This is a genomic window from Pseudocitrobacter sp. 73, assembly GCF_008369545.1.
In the GTDB taxonomy this organism is placed as follows: domain Bacteria; phylum Pseudomonadota; class Gammaproteobacteria; order Enterobacterales; family Enterobacteriaceae; genus Pseudocitrobacter; species Pseudocitrobacter vendiensis.
The window spans coordinates 61,472-77,787 of record NZ_VTZO01000006.1 but is presented as its reverse complement, the minus strand read 5'-3'; the positions used below and the strand labels follow the sequence as shown (position 1 = coordinate 77,787).

21 protein-coding genes are annotated in these 16,316 nt (G+C 53.4%); 18 read left to right on the top strand and 3 right to left on the bottom strand.

Annotation, left to right across the window (positions count from 1 at the left end):
* The first annotated feature begins 2 nt into the window (after window positions 1-2).
* Window positions 3-1,406, top strand: coding sequence for a DUF4055 domain-containing protein (locus tag F0Q32_RS05215; protein ID WP_149462227.1), 1,404 nt, complete (start codon window positions 3-5; stop codon window positions 1,404-1,406).
* Here F0Q32_RS05215 and F0Q32_RS26745 read toward each other — a convergent pair.
* Window positions 1,315-2,178 (bottom strand): hypothetical protein, encoded by an 864-nt coding sequence (locus F0Q32_RS26745; RefSeq protein WP_370516868.1) that lies wholly within the window; start codon window positions 2,176-2,178, stop codon window positions 1,315-1,317. The two genes, F0Q32_RS05215 and F0Q32_RS26745, sit on opposite strands and share 92 nt — an antisense overlap.
* A gap of 120 nt (window positions 2,179-2,298) precedes the next feature.
* Complete coding sequence (locus F0Q32_RS26740; protein WP_370516869.1) at window positions 2,299-2,721, bottom strand: DUF559 domain-containing protein; 423 nt, start codon at window positions 2,719-2,721, stop codon at window positions 2,299-2,301.
* 201 nt (window positions 2,722-2,922) lie between these two features.
* On the opposite strand from F0Q32_RS26740, the gene F0Q32_RS26420 reads away from it, so the two are divergent.
* The 3 genes from F0Q32_RS26420 to F0Q32_RS05190 all read left to right on the top strand — a co-directional run bounded on the left by F0Q32_RS26420 (window position 2,923) and on the right by F0Q32_RS05190 (window position 4,944).
* Window positions 2,923-3,579 (top strand): hypothetical protein, encoded by a 657-nt coding sequence (locus F0Q32_RS26420; protein WP_255475152.1) that lies wholly within the window; start codon window positions 2,923-2,925, stop codon window positions 3,577-3,579.
* A 19-nt stretch (window positions 3,580-3,598) separates the two neighbouring features.
* On the top strand, window positions 3,599-4,063 hold the full coding sequence (locus F0Q32_RS05195) for a DUF2829 domain-containing protein (RefSeq protein ID WP_149462225.1): 465 nt from the start codon (window positions 3,599-3,601) through the stop codon (window positions 4,061-4,063).
* A gap of 128 nt (window positions 4,064-4,191) precedes the next feature.
* The gene (locus F0Q32_RS05190) at window positions 4,192-4,944 is read left to right on the top strand and encodes a DUF6651 domain-containing protein (RefSeq protein ID WP_149462224.1); all 753 of its coding nucleotides are present in this window, start codon (window positions 4,192-4,194) and stop codon (window positions 4,942-4,944) included.
* Here F0Q32_RS05190 and F0Q32_RS05185 read toward each other — a convergent pair.
* Window positions 4,941-5,681, bottom strand: coding sequence for a hypothetical protein (locus F0Q32_RS05185; RefSeq protein WP_127341149.1), 741 nt, complete (start codon window positions 5,679-5,681; stop codon window positions 4,941-4,943). The genes F0Q32_RS05190 and F0Q32_RS05185 overlap by 4 nt on opposite strands.
* A 110-nt stretch (window positions 5,682-5,791) precedes the next feature.
* On the opposite strand from F0Q32_RS05185, the gene F0Q32_RS05180 reads away from it, so the two are divergent.
* The 14 genes from F0Q32_RS05180 to F0Q32_RS05115 all read left to right on the top strand — a co-directional run bounded on the left by F0Q32_RS05180 (window position 5,792) and on the right by F0Q32_RS05115 (window position 16,240).
* Entirely contained in the window at window positions 5,792-6,925 is a 1,134-nt protein-coding gene (locus tag F0Q32_RS05180; RefSeq protein WP_255475150.1) for a P22 phage major capsid protein family protein, read from the top strand.
* Window positions 6,926-6,964: 39 nt separating this feature from the next.
* Window positions 6,965-7,150 (top strand): hypothetical protein, encoded by a 186-nt coding sequence (locus F0Q32_RS05175; protein WP_149462222.1) that lies wholly within the window; start codon window positions 6,965-6,967, stop codon window positions 7,148-7,150.
* Window positions 7,151-7,152: 2 nt separating this feature from the next.
* Window positions 7,153-7,635, top strand: coding sequence for a DnaT-like ssDNA-binding protein (locus F0Q32_RS05170; protein ID WP_149462221.1), 483 nt, complete (start codon window positions 7,153-7,155; stop codon window positions 7,633-7,635).
* Between the two features lies 1 nt (window position 7,636).
* Window positions 7,637-7,990, top strand: coding sequence for a hypothetical protein (locus tag F0Q32_RS05165; RefSeq protein ID WP_149462220.1), 354 nt, complete (start codon window positions 7,637-7,639; stop codon window positions 7,988-7,990).
* A 2-nt stretch (window positions 7,991-7,992) separates the two neighbouring features.
* Complete coding sequence (locus F0Q32_RS05160) at window positions 7,993-8,592, top strand: hypothetical protein (protein WP_149462219.1); 600 nt, start codon at window positions 7,993-7,995, stop codon at window positions 8,590-8,592.
* Complete coding sequence (locus F0Q32_RS05155) at window positions 8,582-9,031, top strand: phage tail terminator-like protein (RefSeq protein WP_149462218.1); 450 nt, start codon at window positions 8,582-8,584, stop codon at window positions 9,029-9,031. Before F0Q32_RS05160 ends, F0Q32_RS05155 begins: the two co-directional genes overlap by 11 nt.
* A gap of 46 nt (window positions 9,032-9,077) precedes the next feature.
* The gene (locus tag F0Q32_RS05150; protein ID WP_149462217.1) at window positions 9,078-10,010 is read left to right on the top strand and encodes a phage tail tube protein; all 933 of its coding nucleotides are present in this window, start codon (window positions 9,078-9,080) and stop codon (window positions 10,008-10,010) included.
* Between the two features lie 216 nt (window positions 10,011-10,226).
* Window positions 10,227-10,757 (top strand): KilA-N domain-containing protein, encoded by a 531-nt coding sequence (locus F0Q32_RS05145; protein ID WP_149462216.1) that lies wholly within the window; start codon window positions 10,227-10,229, stop codon window positions 10,755-10,757.
* Window positions 10,758-10,797: 40 nt separating this feature from the next.
* On the top strand, window positions 10,798-11,136 hold the full coding sequence (locus F0Q32_RS05140; protein WP_149462215.1) for a phage tail assembly chaperone: 339 nt from the start codon (window positions 10,798-10,800) through the stop codon (window positions 11,134-11,136).
* Window positions 11,137-11,153: 17 nt separating this feature from the next.
* Entirely contained in the window at window positions 11,154-11,441 is a 288-nt protein-coding gene (locus F0Q32_RS05135; protein WP_149462214.1) for a DUF1799 domain-containing protein, read from the top strand.
* On the top strand, window positions 11,441-14,617 hold the full coding sequence (locus F0Q32_RS05130) for a phage tail tape measure protein (protein WP_149462213.1): 3,177 nt from the start codon (window positions 11,441-11,443) through the stop codon (window positions 14,615-14,617). The genes F0Q32_RS05135 and F0Q32_RS05130 overlap by 1 nt, the downstream gene beginning before the upstream one ends.
* Window positions 14,618-14,673: 56 nt before the next feature.
* A complete protein-coding gene (locus F0Q32_RS05125; RefSeq protein ID WP_127341916.1) occupies window positions 14,674-15,060 on the top strand; it encodes a hypothetical protein in 387 nt (128 codons plus the stop codon).
* A 492-nt stretch (window positions 15,061-15,552) separates the two neighbouring features.
* Window positions 15,553-15,732: a hypothetical protein gene (locus F0Q32_RS05120; RefSeq protein WP_016156674.1), complete on the top strand. Its 180-nt coding sequence runs from the start codon at window positions 15,553-15,555 to the stop codon at window positions 15,730-15,732.
* A gap of 10 nt (window positions 15,733-15,742) precedes the next feature.
* On the top strand, window positions 15,743-16,240 hold the full coding sequence (locus F0Q32_RS05115) for a type II toxin-antitoxin system death-on-curing family toxin (RefSeq protein ID WP_149462212.1): 498 nt from the start codon (window positions 15,743-15,745) through the stop codon (window positions 16,238-16,240).
* The last annotated feature ends 76 nt before the right edge of the window (window positions 16,241-16,316 follow it).

Below are 16,316 nucleotides of genomic sequence, written 5' to 3'. Positions count from 1 at the left end.
CCATGCCTGACATCTCAACACCCAATCTGGACTATGGGAACATGGTCGAGGCGTGGGATATCAACGACGCCCTGATGGGCGGCACGCTCTATATGCGACAGCTTGGAGAGTCTTATCTCCCGCGCTGGCCAAAAGAAGACAAAGAGGACTACAAAAAACGCCTCGCCGTGGCCACGCTTCTGCCAGCCTACGAAGAGACCATTAAGCAAAACATCGGGCGTGTATTCGCCGAGCCCATTAAGATTGCCGAGAATGTGCCTGATCAGCTGCGAGAGTATGCGAAAAACTTCGACCTTGAGGGGACGCGCCTGGACGTATGGGCGCAGGCATTCTTCGGTCTGGCGATGCAGTATGGACTCTCCCACGCGCTGGTGGATTATCCCAGGGTGGACACCGAAAAGGTGAAAACCAAAGCTGAAGAGAAAGCTACCGGCGCGCGCCCCTATGTCACCATGCTTAATCCACGCCAGGTAATTGGCTGGAAGTCGAAAATGGTGGACGGCAAAGTGGTGCTGACTGCGCTGCGTATCAAAGAGGTTGTGGTCGAAGACGGCGACGACTTCGGGCAGACCAAGGTCGAGCAAATACGGTACCTGACACCTGGAAAGGTGGAAATTTACCGCAAGGCCAAAGATGCTGACGGTGCCGCGAACTGGGCGCTATTCGAGGAGTGGCAGACATCCCGCCAGGATATCACTCTGGTCACGCTCTACACCAAGCGCACCGGGTTTATGTGCGGATCACCGCCACTGCTCAACATGGCCCTGCTGAACATCAAGCATTGGCAGAGCCAGAGCGAGCAGGACAACATTCTGCACGTCGCCAGGGTGCCGTTGCTCACGGTGTTCGGTTTGGAAGAGGGGCAAGAGCTGATAATTGGCTCGTCTTCAGCTACGTCGTTCACTGATCGGCAAAAGCAGGGTCTGGAATACGTCGAGCATACAGGCTCCTCCATCGGTGCTGGTAAAGAGTCGCTGGCAGAACTTGTGGAGCAGATGCGCCAGGCGGGCGCGAAGTTGCTGCGTACAGAGAACACCTCTACCAAATCGGTAGACCAGACCTCTGAAGAGAAAATGCAGGAGCAGTCACCGCTCTACACCATGGCTACCAGCCTTGAAGATGCGATCGACAACATCCTGCAAATCATGGCTGAGTACATCGGCGAGAAAGATGGTGGCAACGTAGATGTCCGCACTGAGCTGGATGTCGAATCGACCGTATTCAATCCGTCCGCCGCGCTTGCCATCCAGGCACTGCGCCAGGGTGGTGATATCCGTCGAGCTGATGCGATTAAATCGCTACAGAAGTTGAACATTATTGATGCCGATGCGGATCCTGATGTGGTTCTGAGCGAGTTGCTTGCTGAGTCAGCATCTCTGACTGAACCGCCACCGGGCGAGGTGTGATATGGCTCGTTCGGTAAACGACAGGTTGCAGGACGAGACCATAGCTCACGGACTTTACGTGACGCGCTACGGGACGGGTGTTGCCCGACGAATGGTGGGGCTGCTTAACAGGATGGATGCTGATCTGGCTGCCCGGCTGCTTGTTCTGCTGGAGGGTAAGCGCGCTGATACCTACAGCGCTCGCCGCCTGGCTTCGCTGCTGGCTGGTGTGCGCGACCTGAATCAACAGGCCTATGAACCGGTGAATGCTGCGCTGGCACGTGAACTGACGCGCTACGTTGAATATGAGGCCGGGTATCAGCTGGACCTGTTCAGCAGCATCATCCCGAAGCAGATCCTTAAGCATGTGCCGTTGCAAAGCATCGCACCTGAGCAGGTCTACGCCGCAGCAGCAGCGCAGCCATTCCAGGGGAGATTGCTGAAGGAGTGGGGCCAGAAGCTTGAAGCCGACCGGCTGGACAAAATCACAAATGCTGTGCGCTCCGGTTTCCTCCAGGGCGAGACGGTAGAACAGATTGTCCGGCGCGCTGCTGGCACGCCAAAACTCAACCGTGAAGACGGGGTGATCAACGCATCCCGGCGCGACATGGCGGTGGTGACCCGCACCGCTGTGAATCACATGGCCGCCACGGCGCGCCAGGAGTTCGCACAGGCCAACAGCGATATCGTGAAGGCCAAACAGTGGTCGTCCACGCTGGATACACATACCAGCCAGTGGTGCATTATCCGCGACCGCAAGCTCTACACCCTCGACGGCAAGCCGCTGGGCCATGTGGTGCCGTATCTCAGAGGGCCTGGAAAAATCCACTTTTGCGCGGTACCAAAAGGGACCATCATCACAACTGACAATGGCCCCAAAGCGGTGGAACATATCGAACTTGGGGATAGGGCTTTAACCCATAAAGGGTGCTTTGAGCCGGTCATGCAGAAGGTCAGAAAGGCTGCTAATGGTCTCCCTGTCATTAAGATCCAGGATGATACCGGTAGGGTTCTTTTGATAACGCACGATCACCCGGTATTGACGCTTGAAGGGTGGAAATTTGCAGGAGCTCTCAAAGTTGGGGACAAACTTTTCCATCATGGAAAAGAGGTGGTGCCAGTAATCAACGGAAGTGGCCTTGTCACATCTCATGCGCAGGATTACCCAGCCAGACTCCGCCAAACTCTCATCGCGCTTCTGAGAACGACCGAGCTTGTGCCCGCCGACGTCGATTTCGATAGCCACGCCGAGGGATGGGATCGCAAAGTCGAGCAGATAGTGTTCGAAAAGGTGCTGGTGAACCCATCTATCATCATGGGAGAGAGCGAGAAGCATCATTTGCTCGCGATCGCTAATCTTCTCTCTGAATTGGGGTTGCAGCGTTTTGGCTATTTTCTCTCGGTATTCATGGCTAACGTGGCGGCTCTTCATTCGTTCGCTGACTCTCTCGAAATGACCATTGGCAAGATTGGTTGACTTGATTCTTTCCACGACATCTCTGTTTTGAGTGGGGTTGTTCGCGGTCATGCGAGCGGAGTGGGCGGCCATGACGTCGCTGTTTTCCTTTCTGAGCCCAAAGAAGTGGTGATCGGCTCCGCTGTGGTAGGTGGTAATTCCGCGGTCGATGCTGACACGCTGCTGCTCAGCTCTAGTACGCGTTCTGATGCCGTGCTTAATGGCTGCTCGGGAGACAACACCATTGCCGAGCCCGTACAGCCTCTCGATTTCACGCAAAGAAAGGCCCTTGCCCCAATGCTCGAACTGGATGAGGAATGCGTAATCAATAACTTTTCTCATGGCACTATTGAATCCATTTTTGTTGTCGATAATAGGAATGAATTATACGACCTTTCTGTTGGTGAGGCTAATTCATACTTCGCTAACGGCTTGCTCGTATCAAACTGTCGCTCCGGTGAAATCCTGATTACCAAATCGTGGGAAGAGATGCAGATAGCCTCAGGCGAACTGAGCAGCGCTACACGCGCCTCGATGGATGGGCAGGTACCAGCGCATACCAGCTATGCCGATTGGCTTACCCGGCAACCGTACGCACGGCAGGAGCAGGTGCTGGGTGTTACCCGCGCCATGATGCTACGTGACGGCAAAATCACGGTGCCGGAAATGTTCACCGATAAAGGTGAGTTCATGACTCTGGACGAACTGCGCCGCGTGGATGCGTCGGCGTTCGAATAACTGATAAAGGTAAAAACCAATGACTCAACATATTGGCGTGAAGCTTATCAATGCTTACCCGATGAACCGTCAGGCTTATAACGATTTTCGCGGCTGGCAGTTGCCAGGTGATGAAAATGGCAGCGATGAAGGCTATCTCGTCGAGTATCTGGATGGCGGAAAGCCAAATACCGAGCGCTTTAATGGGTATGTGAGCTGGAGTCCAAAAGAGGTGTTCGACAAAGCCTACCGACCAGTATCGGGCCTTAGCTTCGGATTGGCTGTCGAGGCTCTGAAATCAGGAAAGCGTGTCACCCGGGCAGGCTGGAACGGCAAGGGCCTGTGGCTTGAGCTGGTCCAGCAGTCGCCATCTGTGGACCTGCCGTACATTCGTTTAATTTATCCGGTGCCATGCAATGGTGCTATGCCATACCCAAATGGCGCTCGCGTGCCTTGGGCACCAAGCCAAACCGACGTCTTAGCTGATGACTGGCAGATTATCTAAACCAGTTACTTATCGTTTTAGCAGGTCGCCTCCGAGCGGCCTTTTTTATGCCTGCCGCTGAGCGGATGCGACGCGGTGACCGGGTCGGATGACCTATTACCAATGGCCGGAAGGCTGGAGCAAAAACAATGAAACTGAAACTTGATGCTAACGGAAATGTGGTCGTTGAAAACGGTATGCCTGTGTACATCCATGAAGATGGCAAAGAGATCCCGTTCGACGCAGCCGCAGCGATGACCAAAATCACCTCCCTGAATGGTGAAGCTAAAACTCACCGTGAAGCGAAGGAGGCGGCGGAAGCCAGTCTCGCGAAATTCTCTGGCATCACCGATCCGACCAAGGCGCTCGAAGCCCTGGAGATGATGACCAAAATCGACCAGAAAAAACTGATCGACGCTGGCGCTGTTGACCAGGTTAAGGCTGAGATTACCAAGGTATTCCAGCAGCAGCTGGATGAAGCGAACGGCAAGACCAAACAGCTCGAAAGCCAGCTCTACGACGAGATGATCGGCGGCCGCTTCGGTGGCTCCAGATTCATTTCAGAGAAGATGGCGATCCCGGCTGAGTTCGTGCGTTCGTACTTCGGGCAGAACTTCAAAATCGAAGACGGCAAGGTCGTGGCCTTCGACGGTCAGGGCAATAAGGTGTTCTCTCGCACCAAGCCTGGCGAGCTGGCTAGCTTCGATGAAGCGCTGGAATCTCTGGTCGAGTCGCATCCGCAGAAAGACTACATCCTCAAATCGTCCGGCAACAGCGGCGGTGACTCCCACCAGTCGCAGCATCAGGCCGGGCAAAAAACCATGAAACGCGGTGCGTTTGATTCCCTGGATAACGCTGGCAAGCAAGCAGCGCTGAAAGACGGCGTCAGCATCGTCGATTAATCGAGCCACGCCCATGTTTTTCTGGTTTTTATGCTGTGAATAGCTCTGGTTGATACTGAGTACATATCAGCTAATTCTCGCAATGTGTGGGAGTCTATAAGTTTCCTGATCTCCCGCACTTGCTCAACAGTTAGCTTGTGATTCCATTGAGCCTCGCCTCTATTTGATGTGCCGTGCAGGACTCTGTCGCCCTGATTTTCCTCTGGGGTTGCCCAGTAAAGGTGTCGTGGATTAACACATCCTTCATGTCCTTTACCACAACTGTGAGCAGATTCATGGCGTTGGGTTGGTGGCTCACCATGGGCAGCGATACACATTGCCCTTGAGGCGGTTATTAGCCGCTCAGTTCCTGATTCATGAATGCGCCCGTAGCCGTCTTTTTTATCTCGGTGGAAAGGCCAGATTAAACATTCATCAGAATCATAATCTTTATGCGTTTCAATAAAGTCTTTTGCAGGTGATGGAGTCTGTTTAACAACCAAAGGGTCTCCAGATCGTTTAACTCGCAGATAGTGCATTGAGCAATATCCACGTTTACCGCCATTAGTACGGTTAGCGCTTCTTTCGCAGTCCTCAACCAAACATTTTTTAAATTCAAAAGGTTTTGCGATCTTTTTGTACGTCATCGCATCACCATAAATTCGGATGCGCTGGTAATGGGCCGAGCAATATCCTTTTTTACCATGCGCCTTTGAATCAGCATCGCGATCACAGCCATCAATCAGACATTTTTTCAATTTTGATTACCATTTATAACAGATGTAATCCCTAGCTTATCCTTGGAAGAGGTGCGGCGCAAGCTCTGGATAGAGCAAATATCAATCCATTGAATCATAAGGACAATCTAGTGAATACTCTCACAAATTTAATCCCGACCATCTATACCGCGCTGGACGTAGTGTCCCGCGAGCAAACTGGTTTTATTCCTGCGGTGGCTCGTGACGCGAAAGCGGATGCTGCTGCAAAAGACCAGACCGTACGTGCGCCAGTCGCACCTGCAGCCACCACTGAAGATATTGTCCCTGGTCCGTCAGCACCTAATTCTGGCGACCAGACCATCGGTGGTGTGGATGTCAAAATCACCAAATCCAAGATGGCCCCGGTCAAATGGGATGGTGAAGAGCAATTGGCTTTGGGCCCGGCTGGTACCTACAACACCATCCTGGCTGACCAGTTCAAGCAGGCTTTCCGAGCGCTGGCGAACGAAGTGGATGCAGACCTCGCTGCGCTGTACCTCAACTCCTCCCGCGCTGTTGGCGCGCCGAAGAATACCCCGTTCAGCATCAAAGACGATCTGACTGATGCTGCGTTGGCGCGTCAAATCCTGACCGATAACGGTGCGCCGACTACCGATTTGCGTATGGTGCTTGGTGGCGAAGCGATGGCATCCATCCGTGGTAAACAGGCTGTCCTCTTCAAAGCGAACGAAGCGGGAACCGACCAGCTGCTGCGTGAAGGTGTTATCGGTCGCATCATGGGCTTCAACCTCCACGAATCCTTCAGCATCAAGCGTACCGCGAAAAGCGCTGCTGCTGGCTATAAGGTCAATGGCGAGAAGAAAGAGGGCGATATCATCATCGCTATCTCTGCCGGCACCGGCGGTATTGCTGCAGGTACTGCGGTGAAGTTCGCTGGTGATGACAATCAGTATCTGGTTGTTGCGGCTACGTCTTCCACTATCACCATCAGCGCGCCGGGGCTCCGTCAGGATCTGGCAGACCAGGCTGATGTCACTGTGTTGAGCGAATTTGTACCGAACATGGCGTTTGACCGCGGGGCATTCCTGCTGGCCAGCCGTACCCCGGCGATGCCTGAAGGTGGCGATACTGCTGATGACGTCATGAATGTGACCGACCCGGTATCTGGCATCACCTTCCAGGTGGCGCTGTACCGCCAGTACCGTCAGGTGCGTTATGAAGTTGGTCTGGCATGGGGTGTGGCTGCTGTGGCGCCACGTCATTCCGCCATCATCATGGGTTAACCCAGGGGGCTTCGGCCCCTTTGTTTTTCAGGAGGCCCAATGGCCGGATTAACCAAAGAGCAGCGCGCACAACGTGACGCGGAAAAGCTTGCAGCTCAGCATGGTATTGAGCTGGTGGTCATGGTTCGCGACACCACGGAATTCCCTGGCGGCCCGCTGCGTGCAGATGTTCATCCTGATGAAGTGGATAACTGGCTGGCGCTGGACTGGCGTCGGGAGGAATAACCATGCTGGTTGCCGATCCCAACTCTCCAGACTTCAACAGCTACGCCAGCGTGTCAGACCTGCGGGCATTTGCCGCCTGGCGCGGATATAGCATTCCTGCAGATGATGGTGAGTGCGGCCAGATGCTGATGCAGGCAATGGATTATCTGGAAGGTAAGTCATGGCGCGGGCAGCGCAGCGTTGTTTCACAGCCACTATCCTGGCCTCGCTCTGGCGTGCGCTTCGACGGTGTTGACCTGTCGGATGACGCTATCCCACAGCGCCTGGTTGATGCTCAATGCCGGCTGGCTATCGAATCTCAGGAGATTGACCTCACGCCGTCGGTAGCTGGTGGTGGCGCCGTGACAATGGAGCGCGTTGAGGGTGCTGTTACCGTCCAGTACGAGCCGGGAACCAATAAGGCCTCGCCGTCATTCCCCTGGTTCTATTCCTCGCTGCGCGGGCTGGTGGTGGGCGGCAATCAGATCCGTATCGAAAGGGGGTAGCATGGCAATCGACTATCTCCGCATGCGCGCTACGGCAACGCGGCTCCTGAAGGATAACGGCAAATCCTACCAACTGACCCGAGGCGGTACCACCTCCCGCGATCAGTATGGGAAAGAGATTACCACCGAGCCTGTTATCGCGACCGTTACCGGCGTTATCACTGAATACTCCTCTCGTGAAATCGACGGCTCTCTGATTGCTACAGGCGATAAGAAGCTGGCGGCCACGTATGAAACTGAGGTGCGTATCGATGACCGCATCGAGATTGACGGCAAAAAGTGGCGGGTAGTGCAGCCGAATCCGGTTAAGCCTGCTGATGTGCTTATCTCCTACAACATCCAACTGAGGGCGTGAGTATGGCCAGTACTGCTAATCAGCCGTTCCTGGCTGCCATTCAGTTGTTCGTGGATAGCTCAAAAGAGGAGATGGATGAGGTGGTACGCAGGACGGGTATTAAAATCCTCGCTCAGTTGGTGGAGATGTCTCCAATTGGTAACCCCGACCTCTGGCAGGTGAACCAGACAGCATCGGCCTATAACGATGCAGTTCGGGAGCATAACGCGAACCTACGTGATAATCCGGCTAACCTCACCAAAGCCGGGCGGCTCAAGCGCGGCCTGCGCGTAAACGACTCGATGGACATCAAAAAGCCAGACGGCTATGTCGGCGGGCGGTTCAAAAACAACTGGTATGTTGGTTTCGACAGCCAGCCGACTCAGTCAAACGATACACCAGATGCTTCCGGCCAGGGCTCAAATTCCCGTGGCATGGCGGTGCTTGAGGTATTCAGAGTGGGCCAGGTCAGCTCGATTTACTTCACCAATAACCTGCCATATGCGGCAGCGCTGGAAAACGGTCATTCCACCCAGGCGCCGGGCGGGATGGTGGGCATTACAGCTATCGACGCGGCGCAGCTATTCCGTGAGGCAATGAGCGAGGTGCGCAATGGCCGGTGATCAGTCAATGCGTATCGCTGGCATGCTGGAAGGTCGCGTCGCGGTTATCTGCTCCTCGCTCGGGCTGCCGGTGGCCTGGCCGAACATCGCGTTTACTCCACCGGATAATGCGCCGTACGGGCGTGTTTACGTTCTTCCGGCGCAAACCGTGGGGCAGGATCTGGAAGGTCAGTTGCTTACATATCAGGGCATCCTCCAGCTCAACATCATCGCGCCGGCAGGCGGCGGGGTGACGCTGGCAAGGGGGCTGGCAAAGTCTGTTGCCGATGCCTTCCCTGAAGGACTGCCGCTGGTGGACGGTAATCTGACGGTTTACATCAACGGGCCGCCGCAGGTGAGACAACCCATCCAGGACCGGCCAACCTCGGCGCCCAACGGGTCCAGTGGCTCCATAACCTACACCATTCCCGTCAGCATGCAGTACCGCGCTGACTACTGACCTGCCAGATGGCGGGTTTTTTATTAGCTAAATTCAGGAGAGTGCTATGGCATTCGCAATCCCTAACGGCTCGCGTGTGAACGTGGCCAAGGCCTATCAGGCTCCCATCACCTTTACCGCTGCCTCTAACGCAACTGAATGCGAACTGACTGTTGCATCTGCCGCTGGCATTCTGGCGGGTGATGTTGTCCAGGTTAACTCTGGCTGGCTGAAGCTCGATAACATGGTGCTTCGCGTGAAGTCGGTCACTGGTACCAAAATCGTGCTGGAAGCGTTCGATACCACCGATACCAATAAATTCCCGGCCGGTACTGGCGCGGGGACGCTACGCAAAATTGACTCGTGGATCACCATGCCACAGGTCATGACCTTATCTACCGAAGGTGGCGACCAGCAGACCATCAGCATCCAGTTCCTGGAAGATGATAAAGCCCGAACTATCCCGACGTTTAAAAACGCAGTGGTACAGGTCTATACGTTCGCTCACGACCCGCTGCTTGCCATCTACAAGCGACTGATTGAACTCGATGAGTCAAGCGATACGACGGCAATCTGGTTCCACAACCAGCGCGGCAAAGCGGACCGCTACTACTCTGCGAAAGTCTCATTCCAGAAGGTACCAAAGACCGAAATCAACGCCGTAGAAAGCAACGAAGCGCGCATGAACTTCGAATCGGATATGCAGATTTACCCGATCGCTGACTCTTCCGCTGTGCCGCTGGCATTCCTGACAGACCTGCTGGCAACCAAGTCTGTTGCCTCTGGCTCACCTCTGGACCTGGCTGTTGTCATGCAGGGTGGTTCAGCGCCTTACACCTACGTATGGAAGAAAGGCGGTACCGCCATTCCTGGTAAAACGGCATCGACGCTTAACATTCCATCCGCACAGTCTTCCGATGCTGGCGTTTACACCTGCGAAGTCACTGATGCCGCAGGCAAGACGCTTACCTCTGCTGGGTGCACCGTTACTGTCAGCTAATCAATCAGGCCCGGTTCGCCGGGCTTTATTTCGCAATGAGTACCGCTGGCGAATTTTCTGTATTCGCATTGCCCATCTTTTCAAACTGCGCCTTCACACGCGCTCTCTAACCAAGAACCTTTCAGAAAGCGTTCCTGAGAACTGCCGTTAGTGCCGGTGGGCCTCTTGGGGCGGCTTTTCTGTGTGAACAGGTTCGCTTTTTAAAAGGTACACACCATGAATCACCCAACCGTCTCAGTGAATGGGGTCTCCGTCCACGTTGATGACGAAGGCCGGTACAGTCTTAACGATCTTCATGCGGCAGCGGTAGCTAACGGAGAGGCTACTGAGTCACAAAGGCCCAGCGTCTTCCTGCGTAGCGCGCAGATCAAACGCTTCGTTAAAGCGCTAAAATCCAAAGCACTAAAAAGTGCTTCGGAACAAAATCAACCACTTAAGGTTATAAAAGGCGGTGATCAAAGTGGTGCATGGGGCATTGAACTTCTGGCAATTCGCTATGCCGCCTGGATAAAACCAGAGTTTGAGATTGAAGTGTACGAAGTATTTAGAACAGTGGTGCGTCTGGGTATTAGTGCCATGTCGCGCCTGAACAAAATCGACCACATCATCAACACTGAAACCAAAGCAATTAGCCAGTGTGCAAGTCAGATGGCTAAGTGGGGTATTGGTGGGCGCAAACAACTCCTGCATTCAGTCCGGGAGCGTGCTGCTGACGAAGTCCAGATGTATCTGCCCGGCATTAACTAATACCCGCTCCGGCGGGTTTCTTTTTTTCTAAGGAACCGAAATGACCAAATTCTCCCTGATCCCAAACCCAACCTTCTCCGCAACTGCCAGCATCCCGCGCGCCGGTACCGAAGACGGCAAGCTTACATTCACCTTCCGCCATAAGACGCTGGAAGAGCTGCGCGCGATGGACGAGAAACTGCAAAAGGATGCAGCAAGCAAGAAAGCTGCTATTGAGCCACAGGCCGATTACCTGATGGAAATCGTCGATGGCTGGGCGCTGCCGGATGAACTCACCCGCGATAACGTGATCGTCCTGCTGAAGAACTACCCTCGCGCGTTTGACAGCATCGGCCTGGCTTACACCAAGGAACTCATGGGCATCCGCGAAAAAAACTGAGGCAGGTCGCCGCAGCGTTGTACACGCCGGGGCCGACTCTCGCGGAGCTGAGCGCTTTTGGTTTGACGCCTGAGGACGTGGAGGAAGAGGTGTGGATCCTGCCCTCGGTGTGGCGGTCCTTCACCATCTTCTCTTCCCTGGCGACCCAGTGGCGAGTCGGCGCGAGCGGGGCGACCGGCCTTGATTACAACGTTCTACCCTGGATGTTCGAGTTACACGGGGTTGAGGATGCGGCGGCCTGCATGGCTGACCTTCAAATTATGGAAAGCGAGGCTCTCAAGGTAATGCACAAGGAGACGAAATAATGACAGACCAGATCGCCTCGATTACTTTGCGGGCCGATGTTTCTGACCTGAAAACAGCCAGCAACGAACTGGATAAACTCGGCCAGGCGGCGGCCGGTGCTGTAGATAAAGCAGATGATCTGAATAGCGTGTTTCGCGCTGGCGCTGAATCTGCGAAACAGGGCAGTGAAGGAATTAAGGAACAGCAGAACGCGCTCAGGGGGCTGCTGGAGAATATTGACCCGGTAAACAAGGCGCTTAACCGCCTTGATGAGCAGCAGGCGGCACTGCGCAACTTCCAGGCGAAGGGGTTTCTTGATACTGATTCGTTCCAGGCGTATAGCAAAATTCTGGACGACACCCGCCTCAAGCTGACCGACACCGGCGAGGCAGCAGCGCGTGCTCAGGCTGAATTAGCCGCCACCCAGGCGGCAGAGAAGCAGTCCACAGCACTGAAAAACCTGCTGGGCTCCATCGACCCGACGATTCGTGCTTTCAACTCGCTGGATGAGCAGCACGCACAGCTGGTGGCCCATTTCGAAGCAGGGCGCATTAACGGTGCTCAGTTCGAGCACTTCAACACAATCCTTAACCAGACGCGTGAGCGCCTCTCTGGCGTGGCTGACGCTCTCCCAGAGGCACTATCCCGCCAAGAGGCGGCGGCCCGCCGCGCTGGAATCTCCGTCGGTCAATACAGCGCAGCGCTGCGCACGCTTCCGGCGCAGTTTACCGATATCGCTACGCAACTGGCGGGAGGGCAGTCTCCATTCCTTATCCTGCTCCAGCAAGGTGGGCAAATAAAAGATTCCTTCGGGGGGTTAAGTCCAATGCTCCAGGCTTTGCGGGACGCATTGTTTGGGTTTAACGAGGAGAGCAGAGAAACATCCGAGTCGGCAGCGGGGATTAGTGACGCTGCTGAAGGACTTAACAATACCAGTGAGGCAGCGGAGAAACTGGGGCGGGCCGGCGGGCTGCTAAATACCTTTAATCTTGCGATTGCGGGCACGGTGGGTTTACTGGCTCTTCTGGCGGGGGCTGCATACAGTTCATCCCAACAGTTCGACAACGTTGCCAGATCGCTCATTTTGATGGGCGGGGCTGGTTTTTCCTCCATGCAGCAACTGAATGATGCGGCAAAAGCTGTTGCTGATAACGCAGGTGCTTCCCTGGCTGAGTCCGTTGATACCCTGGTCCAACTAAATGACACCGGGAAGTATACCGCCGACCAGATGTCGAAAATCGCCAAATCAATTCTGGCTATGGGCGATGCTGGGCTGGATACAAAGGCTGCGCTGGCGGATTTTTCACGCCTGGCAAGCGACCCTATTAAAGCGCTCGCAAGCTTGAACCAGCAATATGGCTTTGTTGATGAAGCCATGATGAAGCACATCATTACCCTGGAGAAAACGAAGGGGAAAACAGCAGCGGCAAACGAAGCTATAACGCTTTTTGCCGACACCATGGAGGATCGAAGTAATAAAATTGTAGAGGCCACCGATAATATCGGGCAGGCGTGGAACGGTCTTAAGGCTTTTGCCTCCGATACCTTCGGTCAAATCGGGGTCACAGTGAGGGCCTGGGGCAACCAGGTCATCGAAGTACTTAAGCTGCTGGGAACCTCGTTTGAGGCCCTGTTCGTGAAGATGAAAGAGTTCTCTCTCGAAATTATGGGGGGAATGGTCACTGGCTTCACAGATATTGCAAACAAACTCCCGGGTGGAGAAGCACTCATCAAATCCATGGGGTTTGATGGGTTAGCTGAGAGCGTCGCCAAGAATCGAGAAGCTGCCAACAAGGAGTATGTCCAGCTTACTGCCGACTACAACAAGCACTTTGCAAACCTCAGTAAATCCCAAGGACAATGGGAGGATGAGGCCAGAAATGGCGCTGGTGGTGGAGTAAAAGGCAACGGGTCGGTAAGTCGTGAAACAAAGGACGCAGTATCGAAGCTTGCCGAAGACTCGACCAAAAAGACCAAAGAGGCCAAAGCCACTCTGGATGCTGGCGATCGCACTCTTGAGAACTACCGGGCACAGGCCAGAACGTTAACGGAAACGCTCGAAACTCTGCGGCAGACCGGTGATGTCCACGCCAAAAACACTGAACTCAGCAAGCAGCAATCACGCTTTGCAGAGCTGGATGAGGCTTCGAAGACACGGTCGCTTACTGCTCAGGAAAAATCTTTACTGTCGAGCCGTGAGGCGATTCTGAACGCCGCCAAGGTGGTTGATCAGAAGAATAAGGAAGTAGAGGCGCAGCAGAAGATTAACGGCCTGGCGCAGCAGGCGAATAAATACGTCACGCAGATGTCGGAAAAAACCGATGCATTGCGCGACAGTGCAGGCCTCAGCAGTCGGCAAACGCAGCGCATGATGGAAGAGGCGCAGCTTCGCCAGGGCTGGCTCAACGGTGGCGGTAAGCTTGACGATGCCGGTTATAAAAAAGAACTGGCAGCTCTCAGAAAATATTACGCTGAAGAGGACAAATTACGGGGCGACTGGAAAGCAGGTGCGGTAAGTGGCTGGAATGAATATCTGGATGCGGCCACGAACACTTACGACGCCGTTAAAAACGTTGCCAGTTCCACGCTGACCGGCCTGGGCAACATGCTGACTGAGCTTATGACAACTGGCACCGCGTCAGTTAAAGAGTTCGGCAAATCTATGCTCAAGATGATCCTCGAGATAACCAACCAACTTATAGTGGCCTATACAGTACAGGCTGCGATGGGCTGGATAAGCGGTGGCAGTAGCGGCGGCAGCACTCCTGGCGGATCATATGCTAACGCTGCTGCTGGGCTAACCTTTAATGCTAAAGGCGGTGTCTATGACTCGCCCGGGCTCAGTAAGTACGTCAATGGGGTATACGACTCTCCCCAGTATTTTACTTTCCAGGGGGCGTCCAAGTTTGCGAAGGGCGGTGTATTCGCAGAGGCCGGCGCTGAAGCAATCATGCCACTTACTCGGGATTCTGCCGGGCGGTTGGGCGTACGCGCCCAGGGCGGTGGCGGTATGGCTCCGGTTATTAATACCACCGTTAACGTTGATGCTGGTGGTTCTGCAACTGTTCAGTCTTCCAGCTCAGGTGATGCTATGGGCCGTGCCCTTGCTGATGAAATGCAGAACGCTGCGTTGCAGGTTATCCAGAAGCACCTTAAGCCTGGAGGCATGATCTACAACTTCAGTAAAGGCAGGTAGTGTTTACGTCGTCCCCTGGTTAATATGATGAAAACCATAAAAATCAGGGGATGATTGTGTTAAAAAAAATCTTTAAGAAGATACTCAAAACCATTGGTTTGCTCATTTTACTTTTAGTTGTTGTCCTTGTGGCAGCGAGACTTAGTCTGAAAACTGATGACGAATTGAAAGCTGAGGAAGCCAAAGCGTTATCTGATAAGAAGCTGGATGAGTTGAGAAGCGCGTGTGAAGCTTACGTAAGGATGTCAGTCATTAACAAAAGCACCCTGGATATGTCGGTGTTTGGCTCGAACAGATGGCTCGGTGATGACGGTAAGTTTTACGCCACGCAGGAGTTTAGCGCCAAAAATAAATTTGGTCTTGAGCAGAAATTCAGGGCTGAATGTATTGAAGACAAGGATGGGAAGACTGATTACCGGCTTGTAGAAATGAATGGAAGTTAAACCAAAATGGTTTGATATCTTTCCCTCCCATGCTTTCAACCAAAACCAAGCCTCGCTAACGCGGGGCTTTTTGTTTTCGCCGGGGGGGCGGTGTGTGGTCAAAATCTGAGCGCCTCTTTCAGATGGGGCCAAATACTACAGCAATCTTTGTTGTCGTGCATTCCAACCAAACCATGCATTTTGTGCAAAAAGTGCTTTTTATGCCATTCTTGAACGTGTGAAGAGGATCATAGGCTCGGCCTATCTCCCGAGAACGTGACAATAGTTTACTATTACCTGAGGGTAATTTCTGCGAAAATGGTGTTAACTTGCAAAGTGGCCGCGATTAAGTTCGTCGAACATGCATCCATCTTCAGACATGGGCCCATTGCTCAAATATGACGAATGGTATTAAATTGTCCTCAACCACTTAAAGTGGTCATGAAATCTTTGGATGTGTTTACATCCTACAATTTGAGAAAGCACTGCCAAACGTGCATGAGGGTGATAATCATGGGTCACGCATTAAAAAAGGCAGATCGCTTGTACATTCCGCCTCGTGACAAATCCACGGTGGCGAAACCTCGTGCAGCGATCAGCGAAGCTTGTTCACATACTGGTCAAGTAAAAAACGCCTTTGAGTTCGGGTTTGCTCGTTACGAGAAGGCGATGGAAGAACTTTCAAAGGTCTGAGTAAAAACGGATGACGACAGAGTATGTTGAGGGAGTCAATTATCTTTCCATCGAAGATATCGTTTACATCAACAGGTCTCTGATCGAGACTCAGACGCCAAATGAACCTATAGGCGTACTGAATCCGAACAACCTCAGTTCTTCCCAGTCACGACCAAGTACAATTCGATATTATGAGCAGACAGACGACATGTTTCGTCTGTCTGCTGTTCTGATTGAAAGCCTGATCCAGAATCATCCATTCGCAAATGCAAACAAACGAACTGCCATGATGGCTGGTTACGTATTCCTGTTGCTGAATGGATATGAGCTTACAGCACCCAGTGATGAGGTCGTAACCATCGCAGAGGGTTTGGCTCGTAAGGATTATTCAGTGGATGACCTGGAAAATTGGTTATGCCACTGGTCTCGAGAGTACGATTCCAGAACGTTATGTGCAACAGGCGGAAATTCGCTTCAGGCTCTCGTGGCGACTTCACACTACATCCGAATCATATCGAATAACTGAATCCGCTAAGAGGCGGTTTTTCTGCCGACCAATACTGAATTATATAACCCGCTTCGGCGGGTTTTTTTATGGAGTA

What these genes read in the sequence shown, in the direction of transcription:
- F0Q32_RS05195 (WP_149462225.1), top strand. Translation starts at nt 3,599, where the DNA reads ATGACTCAACATATTGGCGTGAAGCTTATCAATGCTTACCCGATGAAC.
- F0Q32_RS05175 (WP_149462222.1), top strand. Translation starts at nt 6,965, where the DNA reads ATGGCCGGATTAACCAAAGAGCAGCGCGCACAACGTGACGCGGAAAAG.
- F0Q32_RS05190 (WP_149462224.1), top strand. Translation starts at nt 4,192, where the DNA reads ATGAAACTGAAACTTGATGCTAACGGAAATGTGGTCGTTGAAAACGGT.
- F0Q32_RS05165 (WP_149462220.1), top strand. Translation starts at nt 7,637, where the DNA reads ATGGCAATCGACTATCTCCGCATGCGCGCTACGGCAACGCGGCTCCTG.
- F0Q32_RS05130 (WP_149462213.1), top strand. Translation starts at nt 11,441, where the DNA reads ATGACAGACCAGATCGCCTCGATTACTTTGCGGGCCGATGTTTCTGAC.
- F0Q32_RS05160 (WP_149462219.1), top strand. Translation starts at nt 7,993, where the DNA reads ATGGCCAGTACTGCTAATCAGCCGTTCCTGGCTGCCATTCAGTTGTTC.
- F0Q32_RS05170 (WP_149462221.1), top strand. Translation starts at nt 7,153, where the DNA reads ATGCTGGTTGCCGATCCCAACTCTCCAGACTTCAACAGCTACGCCAGC.
- F0Q32_RS05115 (WP_149462212.1), top strand. Translation starts at nt 15,743, where the DNA reads ATGACGACAGAGTATGTTGAGGGAGTCAATTATCTTTCCATCGAAGAT.
- F0Q32_RS05145 (WP_149462216.1), top strand. Translation starts at nt 10,227, where the DNA reads ATGAATCACCCAACCGTCTCAGTGAATGGGGTCTCCGTCCACGTTGAT.
- F0Q32_RS26745 (WP_370516868.1), bottom strand. Translation starts at nt 2,178, where the DNA reads ATGGCCCAGCGGCTTGCCGTCGAGGGTGTAGAGCTTGCGGTCGCGGAT.
- F0Q32_RS05155 (WP_149462218.1), top strand. Translation starts at nt 8,582, where the DNA reads ATGGCCGGTGATCAGTCAATGCGTATCGCTGGCATGCTGGAAGGTCGC.
- F0Q32_RS05150 (WP_149462217.1), top strand. Translation starts at nt 9,078, where the DNA reads ATGGCATTCGCAATCCCTAACGGCTCGCGTGTGAACGTGGCCAAGGCC.
- F0Q32_RS05120 (WP_016156674.1), top strand. Translation starts at nt 15,553, where the DNA reads ATGGGTCACGCATTAAAAAAGGCAGATCGCTTGTACATTCCGCCTCGT.
- F0Q32_RS05140 (WP_149462215.1), top strand. Translation starts at nt 10,798, where the DNA reads ATGACCAAATTCTCCCTGATCCCAAACCCAACCTTCTCCGCAACTGCC.
- F0Q32_RS26740 (WP_370516869.1), bottom strand. Translation starts at nt 2,721, where the DNA reads ATGCTTCTCGCTCTCTCCCATGATGATAGATGGGTTCACCAGCACCTT.
- F0Q32_RS05215 (WP_149462227.1), top strand. Translation starts at nt 3, where the DNA reads ATGCCTGACATCTCAACACCCAATCTGGACTATGGGAACATGGTCGAG.